The sequence below is a fragment of the Nitrospiraceae bacterium genome, assembly GCA_020632595.1.
In the GTDB taxonomy this organism is placed as follows: Bacteria; Nitrospirota; Nitrospiria; order Nitrospirales; family UBA8639; genus Nitrospira_E.
This window is the reverse complement of sequence record JACKFF010000001.1, coordinates 417,202-436,672: the sequence shown is the minus strand read 5'-3', so window position 1 is coordinate 436,672 and position 19,471 is coordinate 417,202. Positions and strand designations below refer to the sequence as shown.

At 50.2% G+C, this 19,471-nt stretch carries 18 protein-coding genes; 5 read left to right on the top strand and 13 right to left on the bottom strand.

All coding sequences use genetic code 11. The annotated features are described in order from the left end of the window. Positions 1–352 precede the first annotated feature (352 nt). The 13 genes from H6750_01965 to H6750_01905 all read right to left on the bottom strand — a co-directional run bounded on the left by H6750_01965 (position 353) and on the right by H6750_01905 (position 12,111). Positions 353–895: a cytochrome P460 family protein gene (locus H6750_01965; GenBank protein MCB9773077.1), complete on the bottom strand. Its 543-nt coding sequence runs from the start codon at positions 893–895 to the stop codon at positions 353–355. A 203-nt stretch (positions 896–1,098) separates the two neighbouring features. Next, positions 1,099–1,845, bottom strand: coding sequence for a hypothetical protein (locus H6750_01960; protein ID MCB9773076.1), 747 nt, complete (start codon positions 1,843–1,845; stop codon positions 1,099–1,101). Positions 1,846–2,200: 355 nt separating this feature from the next. Next, positions 2,201–2,530, bottom strand: a complete 330-nt coding sequence (locus tag H6750_01955) for a hypothetical protein (protein MCB9773075.1) — start codon at positions 2,528–2,530, stop codon at positions 2,201–2,203. Between the two features lie 90 nt (positions 2,531–2,620). Next, positions 2,621–2,827: a helix-turn-helix domain-containing protein gene (locus H6750_01950; protein ID MCB9773074.1), complete on the bottom strand. Its 207-nt coding sequence runs from the start codon at positions 2,825–2,827 to the stop codon at positions 2,621–2,623. Between the two features lie 617 nt (positions 2,828–3,444). Beyond that, a complete protein-coding gene (locus H6750_01945; GenBank protein ID MCB9773073.1) occupies positions 3,445–3,855 on the bottom strand; it encodes a biopolymer transporter ExbD in 411 nt (136 codons plus the stop codon). 175 nt (positions 3,856–4,030) lie between these two features. Then, positions 4,031–6,208 carry a TonB-dependent receptor gene (locus tag H6750_01940; protein ID MCB9773072.1) on the bottom strand — a complete coding sequence of 726 codons (2,178 nt, stop codon included), beginning with the start codon at positions 6,206–6,208 and terminating at the stop codon, positions 4,031–4,033. A gap of 151 nt (positions 6,209–6,359) precedes the next feature. Continuing rightward, a complete protein-coding gene (locus tag H6750_01935) occupies positions 6,360–6,674 on the bottom strand; it encodes a hypothetical protein (protein MCB9773071.1) in 315 nt (104 codons plus the stop codon). 90 nt (positions 6,675–6,764) lie between these two features. Continuing rightward, complete coding sequence (locus tag H6750_01930; GenBank protein MCB9773070.1) at positions 6,765–8,186, bottom strand: amidohydrolase family protein; 1,422 nt, start codon at positions 8,184–8,186, stop codon at positions 6,765–6,767. A 173-nt stretch (positions 8,187–8,359) separates the two neighbouring features. After that, complete coding sequence (locus H6750_01925) at positions 8,360–8,947, bottom strand: MotA/TolQ/ExbB proton channel family protein (GenBank protein ID MCB9773069.1); 588 nt, start codon at positions 8,945–8,947, stop codon at positions 8,360–8,362. Between the two features lie 27 nt (positions 8,948–8,974). Beyond that, complete coding sequence (locus H6750_01920) at positions 8,975–9,868, bottom strand: energy transducer TonB (GenBank protein ID MCB9773068.1); 894 nt, start codon at positions 9,866–9,868, stop codon at positions 8,975–8,977. Next, positions 9,865–10,917 carry a tetratricopeptide repeat protein gene (locus tag H6750_01915; protein MCB9773067.1) on the bottom strand — a complete coding sequence of 351 codons (1,053 nt, stop codon included), beginning with the start codon at positions 10,915–10,917 and terminating at the stop codon, positions 9,865–9,867. The genes H6750_01920 and H6750_01915 overlap by 4 nt, the downstream gene beginning before the upstream one ends. A gap of 37 nt (positions 10,918–10,954) precedes the next feature. Next, the gene (locus H6750_01910) at positions 10,955–11,542 is read right to left on the bottom strand and encodes an energy transducer TonB (GenBank protein ID MCB9773066.1); all 588 of its coding nucleotides are present in this window, start codon (positions 11,540–11,542) and stop codon (positions 10,955–10,957) included. Positions 11,543–11,817: 275 nt separating this feature from the next. Next, on the bottom strand, positions 11,818–12,111 hold the full coding sequence (locus H6750_01905; protein MCB9773065.1) for a hypothetical protein: 294 nt from the start codon (positions 12,109–12,111) through the stop codon (positions 11,818–11,820). 285 nt (positions 12,112–12,396) lie between these two features. On the opposite strand from H6750_01905, the gene secA reads away from it, so the two are divergent. The 5 genes from secA (at position 12,397) to nuoD (ending at position 19,409) form a co-directional block, all read left to right on the top strand. Then, positions 12,397–15,117, top strand: a complete 2,721-nt coding sequence (secA, locus tag H6750_01900; GenBank protein MCB9773064.1) for a preprotein translocase subunit SecA — start codon at positions 12,397–12,399, stop codon at positions 15,115–15,117. 290 nt (positions 15,118–15,407) lie between these two features. Beyond that, on the top strand, positions 15,408–16,556 hold the full coding sequence (locus tag H6750_01895; protein MCB9773063.1) for an SAM-dependent methyltransferase: 1,149 nt from the start codon (positions 15,408–15,410) through the stop codon (positions 16,554–16,556). 73 nt (positions 16,557–16,629) lie between these two features. Next, positions 16,630–17,001, top strand: a complete 372-nt coding sequence (gene ndhC / locus H6750_01890; protein ID MCB9773062.1) for an NADH-quinone oxidoreductase subunit A — start codon at positions 16,630–16,632, stop codon at positions 16,999–17,001. A 117-nt stretch (positions 17,002–17,118) separates the two neighbouring features. Continuing rightward, positions 17,119–17,598 carry an NADH-quinone oxidoreductase subunit B gene (locus H6750_01885; protein ID MCB9773061.1) on the top strand — a complete coding sequence of 160 codons (480 nt, stop codon included), beginning with the start codon at positions 17,119–17,121 and terminating at the stop codon, positions 17,596–17,598. A gap of 59 nt (positions 17,599–17,657) precedes the next feature. Next, positions 17,658–19,409, top strand: coding sequence for an NADH dehydrogenase (quinone) subunit D (nuoD, locus tag H6750_01880; protein MCB9773060.1), 1,752 nt, complete (start codon positions 17,658–17,660; stop codon positions 19,407–19,409). The last annotated feature ends 62 nt before the right edge of the window (positions 19,410–19,471 follow it).

Below are 19,471 nucleotides of genomic sequence, written 5' to 3'. Positions count from 1 at the left end.
TGCCAAGGCCATCTCAGGCCGGTATTTCTCACGAGAGGTTGCTGGTCACATTGTCAACACTTTAAAAGGCTTATGTGGTTTCAAGGTCCGACGTAAGAGAGGGATTTTGAGGTCTTTTAGGAATCTTGAGGCCCTACGCCGAAACTATGTGCCGCGAAATTTATTTGAGCCCTGTTCAACTGAGTTGAGGAAGAAAGAGGTGGGGGCGCATAGAAGCAGGGTGAAGGCCTAGGAGGCTGCAGATACGCAAACCACCTTCACCCTACTCGTCCAAGGTTGGAGGCCGGTCCGTCCCTGGATGTTCTATGCCGATTCGTTCTGCCCGTAACCAGGAAACGATGAACGGGCTTGGTTAGTGAGCCGCCTGCACTCGTTTCTCAAAATATTCATCATACCGGTGCACAAAGTCTTTGGATGCTCCCAGAGGTAAATGACACCCTCGGCAGGTCGTATAATCGACATCCAAGCGTTCTCCATTTCCCTTGAACGCTGAATAAATCCAGTCGCGGTTTCTGACATTTTCCGGGGCGTCTTTTCCCCATCCGGCTTCTTTTTGCATGACAAAGACCTTGGCTAAATCCGCCTTCACCAGATTTCCATCCGCCCCTTTTTCGAGTGTCCCTTCGGCATTTTTCTTGGCGTTGTAGATTTCCATGACGAGAATGCTGCCATTGGCAAACGGTTGGCCCGCTTTTGCGCTCGCCCCGGTGGGGTTGATATAGAGGTCTCGGACGGCGTCCGGTTTTTGAATCCCGTGGAGAAAGGCGGCATAGGATTTGTAACCGGCCGGAAAGACTAACTCGCCGTCTTTCGGTGTGGAGCCGGATTGGGCCGCAAGAGGCATGATGGTGGATGCACATACTAGAATTACCAAAGCCAGAAACGTGATTCTCATTCTCTCCATGCTTCTTCCCTTCCTTTGTTGATATCTCGTCCGGTTGACCGGACCGACACATTGTGGCAAGTCAGCTTCAGAACGTTGACACGGCGGTTCCAGCATACGATGGACCCTATGGTCCGTCTACAGATGGGTACTACCTGTTGCTACAGCGAGATGGTCCGTATTGTATACCGCCCTCATTTCCAGAATGTTTGGGGTTAGGGATATTTCGATGGCACATAAAAGTTTAGTGGATTCATCGCCTGGTAGCTGACATTTGTGCCCATGCCCGCATCGGGATCGACAAATCCATCGGACATCCCGGTTTCGTGCCAGGTGAATGCAGACGATGCGGTGGGATCACTATTGAATTGATGGACCCGTTGGGAGAATGTCCGTCTGGCGGCTTCAATCCGGTCAATTTCCTCGTCCGTACCGTATACGACAAATGGTGGATACGAACGGCAGGAGTCGATGGCCGCATAGAGAACCTGACGGAGGTGTAAAAACGTATTAAGGGCGGCGTTCCCTATTCCTTGTTGTGGTTCGGGGAGTGAGGTGAGAAATTTGGTCCGTGCTACGCCGTCGGGATGCTCCGCCGTAAAGATCACGGCATAATTCCGATCAAAGGCAATCGCTCCCTGGTTGACGACTCCGTCGGTTAAATCCTGCAATCTGATGAAATGGACATACTGTTTGGTTCTGGCTTCACCTGACTCAGAAGGGATAAATTGTCCGGGAACCCGGCGAATGACGAGATCCCGATATTTTGCCACTTGAATCCTTATGGATTTGTCATGGCCGCTGCTTTGACAGAGGGCGGGGCTGAAGGGGCGTGGATCGAGTCGAAGGGGAAGTATGTCCTGATCATTCGCGAACCCGTGGCCTGGACAGACCATCAGAAGGACGATTAACAGCATGAAACGGAAGGGTGGTCGGGAAAAGTTAACGTAACCATACCCCATGTGAGAGTGCCTCCATTCCTATCCACAAGGAGTGCATAGAGGGAGTGTTGAAAAATGCCACCAGCGGCGTTCTCGCCGCTTAGCCATGCTCACGTACTCCTTCGTACGCTCCGCTCGCCCAAGCGACTGCGGCCTTGCTGGACGAGCCTTTTTGAACGCTCTCCTATTTTTCCTATGTGGGTTTCTTTCAATCATATGTTGCTGAAAAGGCAAATATTAGAAATATTCAACTGTCGCATAGAAGAAATGAGCGGGTCTCTGAGTTAGTTCGAGACACACAATTGGATTGAGACTATGCGGGAACCGTAACTTCTTCTTTCATCAAAGAGGAGCCGTTATGGATCAGACGACAAATCTAGGCGGAGAGAAATCGGGGAGGAGCACGAGAAGGTTTATGGTGATGGCGAAAGAGATCCGGTGCGGTTGGTTTGAAGAGCGGCAGAACGCCCAACAGCGAAAACGTGCGGGGAATGTCAGCTGACAGCGTCTGAAGGCCTTGCCCGGCTTGACACGTCCAGCTACACCAACTGTTCCCATGAGTCTGCTGATCATGATTCCCGTGGTGTATGTGGAGCGGAGTCGTATAGGCAAGGCCTCCGGTCACGAGCAGGAAGCATATGCTGAGCATGCACGCGGCAAGCGACTGTGTGGGAGTGGTTTTCCTCATCGTGGGTGATGTCAGCATAAATGTCGATGACCTTTCCCGTCAGGCTAGCTCTTCATATGCGGGGTGTCTACGGACGGGTACTCATCGATGCAACATTTCACTCCATGCTCATTGGCATTCTGTGATTGCAAATTCCCAATGGTCTTTTCGATTTTGTTGAATCAACGCATCAATGGAGTCCCGAAATATTCGTAAGCTGCCTTTTCCGATTTTGGTCGCCTTCAGGCGATCCTCTTCAACCCATCGGTAAATAGTCCATCGGCTGACATTTAAGGTTTGAGCGGCTTCACCAACACGCAAGAGTTGTTTGTCCATGGGTTCTCCTTCCGCAGCATATATGCTGTGTCATACGATTAACATTATGTGATCGTGTCCGGTTGTTGACAGAGGAGTCCGGCACGAAATGGTTTCAATCGGGTTGAGCGTGGTTTCTTCTGGAGCGCCAGACAGTGAATCAATGGGGAATGGAGATCATTCCACCATCAACCATATTGCTCACGGCGAAACGCCGCTCTTACGGTATGTGTTCAAGGATGGACTGGTTGAGAGTCCCAATCTATCCATGAAGCCACAAACGAACGGGCGGGCCGCGAGGAGAGAAGATGTATACGGGGAAGGTTCGAGGAAAGCTGAATGCCGGTGTCAGAGACCAGAGAAAAATGGGAAGAAATGGTGCTGCCCATTGAGTAATCGATCCGGCGCCTGAGGCAATTTGGGCGACATGACAGGCCCATGAGCAAAGAAGAGAGAAAGATTCGGCGGGGTGGGAGTGATGGGTGGGATTGGAATCAAGGGACCTTGAAGAACAGAAGGCTCCCGCACCCAGGAGCACGACGTGTAATCCAATCAACAGCACGATCAGGCCAGGTGCCAATCGAGAGTATAGATTGGTGAGGGGGATTGATGAGGGGTGCTTCATGGGGTCCGGGCGTTTAAGGTTCCGAGTTAGGTTTTGTGGCAATTGCCATGTTGGGAATGCCGGCCAATCGAATGATATCCATCACCTTGATGACCTGGCCATGGGGAACTTGTTCATCGGCGTTTATGACGACCGAGGGGTCCGAGTCGGTTTGCCGAAGGCTTGTCAGCCGTATTTCCAGTTCCGAAAGTTCAATGCGGTCCTTATTATAGTACAGCGTTCCTTCATGGGTCAGTGTGAGGGAAATTTGATCGGGAACTTTATCCGTTGCCGAGTCGGCCGTCGGTAAATTCACCGGCATCCCATGTTGAATGGTCATGGATAGTGTCGCGATCATAAAAAACACCAGGAGAAAGAACATCGTGTCAATCATCGGAATGATTTCGATGCGGGCTTTCTTCTTTGTGGTGGCAGATAGTCTCATGAAAATCTCAATGCCGGTTCGTTGTACTGAACAGGTTAGTAGGGTGAATTGGAAATTAAAAAAAACATCTTACCTTCAGTTGTGGACCTATTGAGCGTCACACCTAGAATAACGAACTAGGTGTGACAACCTCAATATTCCCTATACATGCAGGATGGTGTCTAGAATGAATCGATTAATTGAATTTCCATTCGATTCCCCCGAACCCGCTGATCCCCTGACCGGGGTTGAAATACCGGCCCAGACTGTCATTGACGACGACAGCACCCGCATAGGTTTGATTGGACAGGTTTCGTCCCTCTGCGAAAATTGACAGGTTCTTACTGTAATTATAGCCTGCCTTCAGATTGACGATGAAATAAGCCGAGTTCTTGGCAGTGTTCAAGCTGTCCACGTAATATCCAGCGATGATCCATTCAAAATTCGGCGCGATAAAAAATCCCACCGGATGGTCATAACGTATTTCCCCGGCAAGTTGGTGCTCGGGCGCGCCGGGAACCCGATTGCCGTCCTTGGCCACCAAGAACTTTTGAGTTCCATTTTCTCCTCCGCCGTACACGTCATCTGTGAATTTAAATAACGACCACGTATAGGCGGTTCGAACGGTGATCGTATCGCTTTGGTTTTTGGGACCCTGAGCCAGCAGTCCGTTGGCCACCACCATGCTGCCTCCTGCTTCAATTCCTGTGTGTCGCGTTCCTTTGGCATTTTGATAGGTGGGTTGGTTATTAACATTAAATGTCAGGATTTCCTTTTGCATTTCCAGGTTATAGAAGGTGAGGTCCCAGGTATAGCGGTTATCCGCCGTGCTGCCTCGGGTCCCGATTTCAAACTGCCAGGCCCGTTGGGCATCCAGGTTGATGAAGGGGCTTGTGGGGACTGAGCCGTCGGGGTTGATCGATGAGGTCAATTCGACATTGACGGGAGGTTCGTAGCCGCGGCTGACGTTTCCGTAAATTTGTGAGGTCGGGGTGGTTTGGTACACGAGCCCCATCTTGGGGATGAGAGCATTAAAATGACGTACACCGGTATCGCTGGTATTTAAATTTCCCGTAAAGGGGCTGTAGAGTTGATTTCTGCCCTGCCGGATCCCGTATTCCCATCGTCCGCCTGCAATGACAAGGAAATCATCGGTTACATTGAATTGGTCTTCCAGGTAGGTGCTGAGATTGGTCGTCTCCAACGTGAGATTTTGGGTCTGATTTCCCCGTTTGCCTAAATTGTTGACAAAACGCCGTTGATTCGTGTCCCCGTATCGTGGCTGATTGCCAATAAGGAACTTGTTTGCATGCCCGAAAATAGGATGTGAATTGACGTATCGAATTTCCCCTCCCACATTATAGTTGTCCTGGACGATCGTTTGAAAAATAGGATGATCCAGATACTGGTAGGAATAATAGGGGATAATTTCAAAAAACTGGTGGGCAGCGAATTCATTGCGATACGCGGCCCCGACCCGGATATAACTATAGTACCGCCCCCATTTACAGGGCTCGTTTGGACCGCAGGAGAACGGACTGATTCCCCCCAAGGTGTTCGCCTGTCTTCGATTGGAATCCAATTGCTCCTGGGTGATCGATCCTGGAAGTGCTTCTGACACCTCCGCTCCCAGGATATAGGCGCGCACTTCCTGGTGATCACCGATCTGAAATCCGAAATTGGCATTTAACCGTCCGCGTGCCTGCTGGCTGTTATCCTGGAAGCCGTCCTGATGATTCCCCGAAGCGCTGATATAGTAATCGGCTGTGGTGTCCATGGTGCCCACCTTAAATGGTTTGGTCACCTGGCCGCTGGAGACTTGTCCTGAATAGAGGCCGAAACTCCCGGCCAATCCACGTGTTTGGAAGAGGGAGGCGTTGTAGCCCGTCCGGGGTACAAAGTTGATGGCTCCTCCCAGGGTATTGGCTCCATACCGGAGGGCGTTGGACCCTTTATACACCTCGATACGTTCATAGGCCATCAAGTCGATGGATTCGAAATCGGAGAACCCGTCCGCATCGCCGAAATAAATCCCGTTGATGAGAATGTTGATTCCACGATGGTGAAAGTTGTTCCTGAGGGAGGTCCCCCGGATCTGGAATTGTCCCTCGTCGGCACCGAACCGGGATTGGAATCGCACGCCCGGGGCAAATTGAAGGACGTCGGTTAAATTAAACGCACGGGATTCCTTGATTTCCTTTTCGGGGATCAGGATGGTGCTGGCAGGCCGACGAGCCAGTTCTTCCTTGACCGCATCGATGTTTTCAATCCGTGTTCCTTCCACGGTGAGTGTCGGCAGTGTTTCAATTTGCTCGTCAGCCCTGCTGAATGGAGGTTGGATCAGAAAAACCCCCGTCAACGTAAAAATCATCACGCTTATGATTACATAAGGAAATATCATACATTTGTGGTTGTTCATCGGTGCATAAATCCTTTCCGGAACCTATGAATCATGATCAGAGCAAACAAAGCCTTAGCCCTGATGGAGAAAAATTATGGATTGGTTGTGAAACGCGGGACTTTGGTTAAATGGGAGGGCCCCGAGCGAGAGTGGGATTCAGGGTCGCCTGCGTGGGGATGACGAAACAGAGATAGACGACTCCGACAATGAAGAGGGTGAGGGTAAGAAGTGCCGTGTGGGTTGTGTCGGCCGAGTTCGCCTTCGAACTGACCTGACAGGCCCATGAGCAGAGCGAGGAATGGGAACTGGCGTTTTTGGAATGATGAGTGATTGGAGAATGTTGGATCTCATGAGATGCCACGCAATATGTGGCTATGCTCACCAGCGCGAGATACACCACTGCCAAGATGATGGAGGGCAGTTTAAGTTGACGCGGCATTATGGAAAGGCTCGATGGCTTGTTAGGCATGTGAAAGCTGGTATGTCTGGTGCCTTAAAAAATCCCGGTTATCTCAGAACGACTCGCAGGTTAATGCGCATGTTTGCCTGTGTCATCTGCATTCTGAGGTGCGCTCCATGAAAGAGGGGAACCTTGCTTGAGACGAAACATAATGTTTCGAACCTGTGTGAAGTCCTCAAGCGGATTGCCCTGTAAGACAAGAAAGCTGGCTTCATATCCCTCGTCTAATCGTCCAATTTTCCTTGAGGGGAAGATCGTCCGAGGGGTGGTCTCACTCCACATTTTCAGTAAGGTCAGGTTGTCAAATATCCCCATTTGATGAAGGTGCAGGGCTTCCGCCAGGGCCGTTTCCGCATGATCGCTTCCGATGGCAATGGGGACCCCCGCTTGCTGCAGTAACCTGAGATTTTCCGTCTGAATTGCACGGGCAACCTCACGGATATTTTCCGCTGCTTGCCCTTTGTGGTCAGTGGTATGCGCAGGCGAGTGGGGATGTGCCTTCGAATCAGACTGATGGTGTCCTGGCGGATGAAAGTGCTCTGCGACAGTCGTCGTGATGATCACGGTCCGGTGTGCGGCGGCTAGTTGGGCATCCTTTTGAGTTAACAGGACGGCTGATCGTTGAGCGGGTGAAGGGAGATACCACCCGGGAAGATGGGCGATCTCATCGACCTGTCCCTGGATGGCTGTCCGAAAGTCAGCGGCTGTTTCAATGTGTGCGGAAACTCGTAAGCCTTGCTGATGCGCATGTGCGACAATCGGGCTGATAAGCTGAGGATCCAGCCCTTTCCGAAACCCATGCCGAACGGGATGGGGTTCGGTTCCGAAATGTTCTGAATCGGCAAGATACAGCTTCAGGAAATCCGGCTTGGTGGCCATGATCGTCGGCCACTGCTCTTCGAAATTCTTTAGTGAAGAGATAGAGAAGTAGGCCCGACCGTTGAACCAACCTTTTTCACGTTTACCAATGACCGGTTCATATCGATGAGTGCGAAGCATGTTTTCGTAAAGAACGATGGGATGGCCATTAGGCCCGGTGAGGCCGGCATGAGCAAAGACGACATCAATGGTCGTTGGGGTGTTGAGTGTACCGCGGATTTGTTCCACAAATTCAGAAATGTCATTGGGATTTTTCACATAAAAAATACCATCCCGCACATAATGATTGATGACCTGGTCGATGTTCCATGCGCCTTCGACATTATGGGTGTGGGCTTCACCAAACGGCGGTACGACAAAACCGTCTTTCAGATCGATGGTCTGTTCAACGGACTCGGGTCGTACGCGGGTGAGTGAGCCCTGCACGGCATACCATGTGTCCCGACTAAAGCCTTGCCCATCAAACCATTGCCCATTGATAAATGCATAGGTCCTGGCCGTATTCCCGTTGGGTACTGGTTCGAAACTTGGAGTTGGTGGCGGGTGAGTGGTCGTGCGGCATCCCACCAATCCTGGTCCAACCATGAGGAACAGGGTGGTCATGTACAACATGGCATGAGTCACCTGTTTCTTCAGGTCCCATTGTCTTTCAGGCTCAATGGTTGTCCCTCGGTTGGTTTCAGACATGAAAATTGAGTTTGAGTGAACTTTCGGATGGCCGCCCGGGATCCTGCTGCGTTGGTGTCCTGGGTTTTTCATGACCGCACGTCTTCTGAACGGGAGAGTTAGGAATGCCCCAGGAACGACTGGAGTTTTGTGGCATATTGTTCAATACGCTCGGTTTCACGTTCGACCAGGGAAAGAAAAAAGTTGTAAGGAATGAGCGTAATGACGGCAACCCCGATTCCTGCCGCCGTGCAAATGAGTGCTTCAGCCACTCCCCCTGTGACCGCGTGGGGATTGCCGAGGCCTGTTTTGGACATGATGCCGAATGAATCAATCATTCCAATGATGGTCCCTAGCAGGCCCAGTAAGGGTCCCAACGTAATGACCGTATCCAGGACGGGTAACCCGCGTTTTAAACGAGATATTTCGGCGATTCCCGTGGCCTCCATGGCTTTGTCAGGCTGTTGGTCTCGATGGAATATCCCTGCCGCAAGCACGCGGAGTGTGGGGCTCTGACGCTGTTCAGCCAAGGCCAGCGCATCGGTCCATTTTCCCTGTTCGACCAGTTTGATCATCCGGTCCGCCAAGCGGCTAAAGCGCAACGAGCGGAATTGGAATCCCCGTTCGATGCTGATGGTCAGCGCTAACAATGAGCAGCCTAGGATGGGGATCATCATCCATCCGCCACCCATGAGTAATTGAATCATGCCGAGGTTCCCTTCTTCTTGCGTGGCTTAACTGTTCAGGTCAAATTTAATCGGGATGTCGACCCATTTGGCGATGGGGATGTTCCCGTCTTTCGCTGGCAGAAATTTCCAGTTTTTAATGGCTTCTTGCGCAGCCAGATCTAAGGCTTCATGACCGCAGCTCTTTCGAATTTCTACCTGGCTGGGAGCGCCATCGGCGGTAATCAATGTTCGGACAATTACCGTGCCTTCCCAACCAGACTCCCGCGCCACACGGGGATACAATGGCTTGGATGAGGCCACGATTTTCGGTTTTGAAGTTGAGGACCCGGCCGCCATTGGTGGCGGAGTTTTTAATGCGGGGCGAGCCGCCGGGCTTGGCGGTGGCGGCAGTGTGTGTTGGGCTCTTTGTTTGCGATTGTTCATGGGTAAGGGGGTTCTGGCAGTGGGTTGTTCCTGCTGCGGTGGTGCTGTTGCAAGCGGAGGCCTTTGCTGGTGTTGAGAAGGCACTGCCATTTTCATCATTTGGCGACTCTTCATGGCCTGCTCTGTTCGCGTGTCTTTGAGCATTGGTTGTGCCTGAGGAAGAGGCGGCGGCGGAGCCAGAGGTTTGGATGGGGTCTGTTTGATGGATGCTCGCATCGGTGGCGCCGGCATGGACGGCGTAGGCTGTGTCTGAGGGGACGGTGGTGTTGGCTGCGCAAAATCCGGTTTGGTTGGCGTGAGGGGTTTCGTGATCGGTTGTGGGGTGGGACTGATCTCTTGGAGAGCCGGAACCAAAGTTACCTGAACCGTTGGCGTGGGGTCCTTGAATGTGGGAGGACTTGGAATATAGGCCAGGGCTGCAAGAATTGCCGCATGAAGAATGGCGCTGCCCAGGGCGCTCAGGAGAAAAATCCGATTGTTCACATGGGAAGAGGATTCTTCAAACGTGGAGTTCACGATTTGCTCCGTTGTAATAATGTTTGAATTCGTTCGTCCTGTCCCCCGAGCTTCAAGAATTCTTCGTAGTGTTTGAGAGCCTTTTGGGGAGCATTGCGATGAAACTCATACAACATGCCAAGGTTATAATGGGCTTCGGCCAACTGATCATTCAAAGAGAGGGCTGTTTGATATTCCTTCTCTGCTTGATCAATTTTTGATAAAGCTGTATAGACGACTCCCAGATTGACGTGTGCCTCTGAATTGTTGGGATTGAGTTTCGTGACCTGTTCAAACGCTTGCGCCGCTTCCTTGAAGGCTTCCTTTTGCTGGTAAAGGATGCCTAAGTTGAAATAGGCGCTGACTAAATCATGGTTTAATTTGACGGCATGTTGGTAGGCCTGAATGGCGTTGTCCACGTGATCGGATTGTTGAGCGAGCGATCCGGCCATTAACCATCCATTTACATACGTGGGATGAAGGGAGACCAGTTGGTCGACGTACTGTTGGGCTTCATCAGGCTTTTGTTCCTGGGCCAGCCAAAACGCGATGCCGTATAAGGAATCGACGCGATGAGGCTCGAGTTCCAAGACGGCCTGATGGGCCTTGATGGCCTGCTGCGCCTGTTGTTGTTGATCATAAAAAGCTGCCAAGGCGATGCGGGCCTCTGCAAACTTGGGATACGCCTTTAAGGCAAGATTGAATGCTTGCTCGGCTTTTGAGAATTGGGATTCTTGCTGGTAAATGGAACCGAGATCCACATAGGCTTGAGCAAATTGGGGATAGGCCTCCACCGCCCGTTGCAACTCCATAATGGCCTTAGCAGGCTGATCAAGATTATTGAGAATTAATCCCAACAGATGGTGGGCCTCGGCGTATCCCGGGTATAAGTTCAGCGCGCGCTCCAAGGGGGCAATTGCTGCAGTCCATTGTTGGTGTTCATAAGACGAAAAGGCCTGAGCGAGAAGGTCATGTGCTTCTCCAGCCTGACTTGAGGGGCTGCCCATGCCGATATGGGTCAGGAAGAGAAAAACCGCGATGAGTCTGATTTTTTGGAAAAGAGGTGTCATAGCCTAACCTTATTAATAATGGCAATATTCCAAAAGCTTATTGAAGCAAATCAAATCGAATGGGTAAATCTACGGTGGACGCAATCGCAAATTCTCCATTTTTTGCTGGTTCAAACAACCAGCTTTTCACCGATTGTACGGCACTCTCATCCAGGAGAGAAAATCCTGAACTTTCCTGAACGGTGGCATTTTTGACTATGCCATCGGCGGTTATCTGTGTTCGTAGCACCACCTTCCCCTGCCAGCCTTGCTCTCTGGCCATACGCGGATAGAGGGGACGTTCGGTTTTCAGGGGTTTGACACTTTTTATTCGCCCGCGTGTTGTTCCGATCTGGTCCAGGAGAATACGGGGCATGGGCTGCTGTGGCAGGTTGACATAATGGAGATCGGGAACGGCCAGGTGGTGAAAGGTCGTGGGTGTCCCTAAGTAATTGAAAGAGGGCAACGGAAATGAATAGGTTATGCTGGCTTTTGTTACCGTTGTCCCAGTCACTTCAATGACCTCTAATGTTTCAATAGGTTCTGAGCTTTCAGGTGAGTTTTCTGCCAAAGAAATTGGGTTGGAGGTCAGCATGCACCAAAGCAATCCCATAATATAGAACATCAGATTGTGCCGACCTATCATAAGACCTCTTCCCCTTAAGTGCCTTGACGACCGGTCCTTCTGCTTTACGTCCACGGTTTGTCTTTTGATTGTTTCGTGTAACGGCATATCGGAAATAAAACCGGCTGGCGTTTTTGCCGGTTAAAAATTCACTCTCCCGTTAAGAAGTTTACCTTCTGTTCGGTTTCTCCTGATCAGGAAGAGGGATGAAGCCACCTCATCTGATCGCGCTCTGTGAAACCGCTCTCTCTAACTGGTTTTAGGGAAAGGGGTTTAGGAGCTAAACTTAATCTGATTTACCGGGGGGGAGCTCTGGTTGAAAGAAAATGAGTGGAAATAAGAGAAGGGACCGGAGGAACCGGCCATTCCATGATGGTAAGGAGTTGAAAACTTGGGGAAATATCCAGGTTGTCTCCGGAAATGGTTTGTGCGGCAGCGCACATCCAGGAACAGATTCCCGTGCTGTGGGTGGTTGGTGTGTGGTGATGGGTATGGTCCGTAATATGCGAAGCGTAGGTCCGATGCATGCTTCCCATGATGAGGAAGAGCATTAGAATGAAAACGATGGTGAGACTTTTTCGATAGGTCATGGTATGTGCAGACCAAAAGCGTCTGAAACCCTGAATAATAAAGGAGGCTTATGCTAGGGAAATACCAAAGATTCTGTCAAGCAAATGGCTATCCTCTGCATCGTGTCGTCGTTTGTCGCATGATGCGCCATTGCCGCCATAAATCCCCTTCTCTTGAGTTGATTCCCTCCTGTAATTCGGTATACTAAGACAACTGTACGGCGTGGAAAGGTGTATCTAGTCCTCCATCCCTATCCATCGTGAGTTTCTCCAACCCTATTTCTGTACCCGAGGTGTAAGGTCGATATGTTTGTTCGTCTATTAAATATTCTGTTTGGAAGCAAAAATGATCGAGAGCTCAAGCGGCTCAAGCCCCTAGTGGTTCGAGCTAATGAAATTGAGAGTTCGTTGCAACCCCTTGATGACGCGGGATTAGCGGCAAAGACCTCAATTTTTAAAAAAAGACTGGAAGCCGGAGAGACCTTGGACGATTTGCTCCCCGAGGCGTTTGCCGTGTGCCGGGAAATGTCCAAGCGCCGGCTTGGCATGCGCCACTTTGATGTGCAGTTATTAGGGGGTATGGTCTTGCACCAGGGACGCATTGCTGAAATGCGAACGGGTGAAGGAAAAACCCTCGTTGCGACCCTTCCCGTTTATTTAAATGCGTTGGAGGGAAAAGGGGTCCATTTGGTCACAGTCAACGATTATCTGGCGAAGCGGGATGCCCAGTGGATGGGACCGCTCTACCATGGCTTAGGCTTATCAGTCGGAACCATTCAACATGACGCCTCGTTTTTATTCGATCCGACCTATGATGCACCGGACAAACGGTTGCAATTCCTTCGGCCGTGTTCGCGACGTGAGGCCTACGGGGCCGATATCACGTATGGGACAAATAATGAATTTGGCTTTGATTATCTGAGGGATAATCTGGTGGTCACGGATTTGAGTCAGGGCGTTCAACGGGAGTTGAACTTTGCCATTGTTGACGAAGTGGACAGTATTCTCATCGACGAGGCTCGAACGCCGCTGATTATTTCCGGGCCCGCCGAACAAAGCACAGACCTCTATTTCCAGGTGGATCGGATCATTCCTCACCTCAAACGAGAAGAGGATTATACGGTTGAAGAGAAAACAAAAACGGTGTCGTTGACCGAGGAAGGCAATGCGCATGTCGAGAAACTTTTGGGTGTCGATAATCTCTATGACTTAAAACACCTGAGTTTGGTGCATCACGTCATTAAGGCTCTCCAGGCCCATGTGCTCTATCACCGGGATGTCGAATATGTGGTGAAAGATGGCGAGGTAATGATTGTGGATGAGTTTACCGGTCGATTAATGCCGGGACGGCGATGGAGTGATGGGCTTCATCAGGCTGTGGAGGCCAAAGAAGGGGTGAAAATTGCCAACGAAAACCAGACCTTGGCATCCGTGACGTTCCAGAATTATTTTCGTATGTACAATAAGCTGGCGGGCATGACCGGGACAGCGGACACCGAAGCCGCGGAATTCGCGAAAATTTACAACCTTGAAGTGAATGTGGTGCCCACCAATAGCACGATGATTCGCATTGATAATCCGGATGTGGTCTACCGGACGGAAAAGGAAAAATTCGAAGCCATTGCCGACGAGATCAAAGAGTATCATGAGAAGGGCCAACCCGTTCTGATTGGCACGATTTCTATTGAAAAATCCGAGCGTCTTTCGGCTTTATTGAAGCATCGGGGTGTGAAGCATCATGTTTTGAATGCCAAGTTCCATGAAAAAGAGGCTGAAATTATTGCCCAGGCCGGGCAAAAGGGTGCGGTGACTATTGCGACCAACATGGCCGGCCGAGGAACCGATATTTTATTGGGAGGCAATGCTGAAGCACTCTTCAAACAACAGGTTATTTATCGTGGGGAAGATCTGACAGAGGAGGAGCAACAAAAGGCCTACGCCGCGATTAAAGCCGCCTGTGATCAGAATAAAAAGGAAGTTTTGGCTGCCGGAGGGTTACATATTGTCGGGACCGAGCGTCATGAGAGCCGTCGGATTGACAATCAGTTGAGAGGCCGGGCGGGTCGGCAGGGAGATCCTGGATCCTCGCGGTTTTTTCTGTCCTTGGAAGATGACTTGCTTCGTATCTTTGCGTCTGAACGGGTCTCAAACCTCATGCTCAAGCTCGGCATGGAGGAGGGGGTGCCCATTGAGCACAGGATGGTCACCAAGTCCATTGAAAACGCGCAAAAGAAAGTCGAAGGCCATAATTTTGAAATTCGCAAACACCTTCTTGAATATGATGATGTGATGAGTAAGCAGCGGGAGGTTATTTATAAGCATCGACAGAATGTGTTACGCGCCACCGATGTGACGGAAGACGTTTTCGGTATGATCGAGGAAGTGGGCGAGCGCTTTGTCGATATCTATTGTCCAGAGGAACAATATGCCGAAGAATGGAATATTGCCGGATTAGTGGAGTCGGTGCAGGGACAATTCGGCGTGGATGTGATTCAAGCTGATGAGATCAAGGACGTCGGTCGAGATGCGCTCAAGGAAGAAATTCCAGAAAAATTAAAGCAGGCCTATCGGAACAAAGTCCAAGCCCTAATTCATGAGCATGGCGCCACCGAAGATTTAGTGCATTATGTGGAGCGCACGATTCTGCTTCAAATGATTGACCATCATTGGAAAGATCACTTGTGGGGAATGGACCAATTGAAGGATGGAATCGGCCTGCGTGGGTATGGGCAAAAGGATCCCCTCGCCGAATATAAGCGCGAAGGCTATGACATGTTCGCAGGTATGATGGAACGGATTAAAAATGATACCCTGGAACGGCTTTTTAAATTTCAATTGGTTCGCGGGGAACGGCCTGAGCCTGAGCGGGAAACCCCTCGCCCGGCACAATTAAATTTGAATCGCGGAGGTGAATCCGCTGCCACTCCTCAACAACGCACCGTTCAACGTGCCGAAGAGAAAGTCGGGCGGAACGATCCCTGCCCATGTGGGAGCGGAAAAAAATATAAGAAATGCCATGGGACCTAACACTTGAAAGGCCTTCCTTACTCTGCTCCTTAATGCCGGTCTTGTTGTGACGGCAATCCCTTTCTGTCGACCACTACTCTTCCTTTCTCTGCTGACCAGGATCGTATCCATAACATATTGAATCTATTGTTTTTTGTTGCCTTAAAAAGTACAAGATTGCTTGACTTGGCTGAAGGTAGGCCGTTATCGTAACCGATTCTCAATAGGCATATTGAAGGAGTGACCATAGTCCATTCGTGCCATCCGAACCACAGAAAATACAGAGTAACTCAGATCTTATCGAGAAGATTGTGTCTGAAATTGGCCTTCATGGGCCCATGAGTTTTGCGCGTTTCATGGAATTGGCCCTCTACGATGTTCCACACGGATATTATATGACCAAAAAGGCAGAACCTGATCTCTCCTCTTCAGACCGAATCGGATGGGATGGTGATTATTTTACTGCACCTGAACTCTCCCCTATTTTGGCGAAAACATTGGTTCGCCAGATTTTGGCTATTGATGACCAGTTAAACCATCCCCCTCAATTTACTTTTATGGAAATTGGTGCAGGGAACGGAACCTTTGCCTTTGATTTCATTCAAGAATGCCGAGCCATCGCTTCTGATTTCTCTCACCGCCTCTCATATCAAATTATCGAGCGGAGTTCCCATCTCCAATCGCGTCAGGCAGCCAGGCTCAGCGCCTTAGGGCAAGGCTGGGGGGAAGAACACTTGAGTTGGAAATCTGCCATAGAGGAGGTTGACTCAAATTCCATAACCGGAGTTGTTTTTTCCAACGAATTAGTTGATGCCTTACCTGTCCATCGGGTCCGAATGGCTGACCAACGCCTTCATGAAATATGTGTGTCCTACAAAAGCGGGCGTTTTGTTGAATGTCTGGATCATCGTCTGTCTCCGGAATTGATCAAATACCTTGAGACGCATAAGGTAGCCTTGAGTGAAGGGCAAACCTCAGAACTCCATCTTGCCTCTGAGGTTTGGATGAAGCATGTGGCTCGCCTTCTCCGCCGCGGTATTGTCGTGACTGTCGACTATGGTCATACGCATCGTGATTATTACCGGTCCGACCGAAAGGACGGGACCTTCTTATGTTATCATCGCCATGCTATTTCGACTGATCCGTATGTGAGGGTTGGAGAGCAGGATATGACGGCTCACGTCAACTTTTCCGCCTTGGCAAGCGTTGGGATGACCCATGGGCTGGACTTCGTCGGATTGACGACCATGGCCAATTGGCTGATCGGGTTAGGAGTCGAAGAATTGGTGCGAGACCAGGATCCGGAGTCTGATGATGTACGGGCGTTAACGCATTTATTACGTCCGCATGGTATGGGGACCACGTTTAAGGTTCTTGTTCAGCGAAAAGGGATGGAGGCTTTCGCCCTTCAAGGGTTGCGCTATCCGGCCTTTTTTGATGATGTGGTGTTCTCGGGTTGAAGAAGGCGGAGAAGAAAGATGATAAGCGGCGTTAGGGGAGTGAGTATGACTTATTTTGGAATGAGCGTGATCCATGGGTAGTGAACCGGTTCCTTTTAATTATCTCCCCATCATCATCTTTATGGTTATCGGGGCACTGTTTGGAGTCGGGTCCTTGGTTGTGGGATGGATAATCCGTCCAAGCCGGCCCTATCGGGCGAAACTGCTTCCTTACGAAAGTGGCGCTCCGTTGTTTATGGACGCCAGGGTTCAGTTTCCGATGCGCTACTACATCATTGCCATGCTTTTTGTCATATTTGATATTGAGGTCGTGTTCTTATTTCCTTGGGCGGTGGTGTTTAAGAAGCTTGGCCTTCTTGGCCTTGTTGAAATGGGAGTGTTTTTGGCTATTCTCATTGTGGGGTTCTGGTATGCCTGGAAAAAAGGTGCGTTGGATTGGGATTAAGAAAATAGTTCTTTTCTCCTGGAAAAAACCGGAGTCTACCCAGTACAATGGCACCCCCATCTTGTGGGTGTACGCAACGAGCTTCACACAGAACATTGAGGTACCTGCGGTAATCTTATGGGGATGCTTGAACGACAGCTTGAACCGAATATTATTACGACCAATCTGGATTATTGTATTGCCTGGTGTCGGAAATCAGCCCTTTGGCCGATGACGTTCGGGTTAGCTTGTTGTGCGATTGAAATGATCGCCTCGGTGTCTTCCAAGTATGACATCGATCGCTTTGGGGCCGGGGTGTTTCGTGCGTCACCTCGTCAGTCAGATTTGATGATTGTGGCTGGGACGGTCTGTCGGAAAATGGCACCGGTGATCCGTCGAATTTATGATCAAATGGCGGAGCCCAGGTATGTGATTTCCATGGGATCCTGCGCGACATCCGGGAATCATTACAATAGTTACAGTGTGGTTCAGGGCGTGGATCAAATAGTCCCTGTGGATGTCTATATCGCAGGTTGTCCCCCGAGACCTGAGGCACTCATGGACGGTCTCATTAAACTCCAAGAAAAAATTCAGAAAGAAAAATACTTCGTGAAATAGCTCTGGAAGTTGTGTAGACGGTCTTTTGATATTCTACGATTCAGCAACATATCCGATTTATGCATGCTTTTCTCGAATCTTTGGTCAATCGCTTTCCTCAGGCTGTGCTGACGGCGCAGCAGGATCCCGTGCGTTTGGATTTGTGGGCACAAGTACAAGCCGATCATTGGCTGGAAATTGCGCAATTTCTCCATGACGATCCCGCGATGGCGTTGGATCATATTACCGATATCTGTTCGGCGGATTATCCTGATGCCCTCGAACGATTTGAAGTCATTTATCACTTTCTCTCTCTTCCCCATGGGACCCGCATCCGGATTAAAGCGCGCGTGACAGAGGATCATCCGGAGATCGCCTCAATCAGTGGCATCTGGAAAGGGGCCAATTTCCTGGAACGTGAAGTGTATGACTTGATGGGCATCCGCTTTACCGGGCATCCCGACCTTCGTCGAATTTTGATGCCTGATGATTATGATGAAGGGTATCCGTTACGAAAGGATTTTCCGGCCGAAGGAAAAGGATGGAGGAGCCGGTTTGATTTTCTTCCCAGGTTGGATGAACCGATCGGCGAATGGTCGGAATCCGAGGTGCCCGATGATCAACGTCATCAATTCATGGCGGATGATCATCCAGGTGACACTAAACGCACAACGGAAATGCTTCTCAATATGGGTCCCCAACATCCTAGTACGCATGGAGTGCTTCGGGTTGTGTTGGAGTTGGATGGTGAGCGGGTCAGCAAGGCCACGCCCGATCTTGGATATTTGCACCGGGGAGTGGAGAAACTGGCTGAAGGCCTGACGTATATGCAAATGGTCCCGCATACCGACCGATTGGACTATGTCTGTGCCATGACCAATAACTATGCCTATGTGCGGGCCGTAGAAAAACTGATAGATATGACCGTTCCGGAACGGGCGGAATATGTGCGGACCATCGTGGCCGAAATGCAACGTATCATTGGGCATTTATTCTGGCTGGGAACACAAGCCCTGGATATTGGGGCGATGACCGTGTTCTTCTGGACCTTCCGTGAACGCGAAATCTTGTTGGATATGTTTGAGAAATTGTGTGGCGCTCGTCTGACATTGAATTATTACCGCATTGGAGGCGTAGATGCGGATCTTACGCCGGAAATTATTACGGCTCTCCGGGGGTTTTTGAAAACGTTTCCTGAACACATTCGGGAATACGACACGCTCTTGCAAAAAAATAGGATTTGGGTTGCCCGCACCAAAGGCGTGGCCCTCCTTTCTGCGGAGGATGCCATCAATTTCGGATGCACAGGGCCGGTTCTTCGGGGGTCGGGAGTCTCCTATGATATTCGGAAGTTGGAGCCGTATGGCGTGTATGACCGTGTGGATTGGGCAGTGCCAATTGGAAAAGACGGGGATACCTACGACCGGTATTGGATCAGAATGGAAGAAATGTGGCAAAGCGCCCGCATCATCGAGCAATGCCTCAATCAAATGCCTGAGGGGCCGATTATGGCCGTCGATGCTCAAGCCATTCCACCTCCCAAGCCAGAGGTGATGAGGGATATGCAAAGCCTGATTCATCATTTCATTATTTTTACGCAAGGGTTTAAGCCACCGAAGGGCGAAACGTATTGTGCGACGGAGGTGCCTAAAGGTGAATTGGGCTTTTTTATCATTAGTGACGGAAGTTCGCGTCCCTATCGGTTGAAAATCCGCTCTCCTTCATTTATTCATATGGGCGCCTTTGATCACATGGCGCGTGGATATTTGATTTCGGATATCATCACGATTTTTGGAACGTACGATATTGTGATGGGGGAATGCGATCGATAACATGGAGAATGGTGTGATGAAGGTAAGCGGGCATGGACATCATGGCCATTGGGCGTTGACGG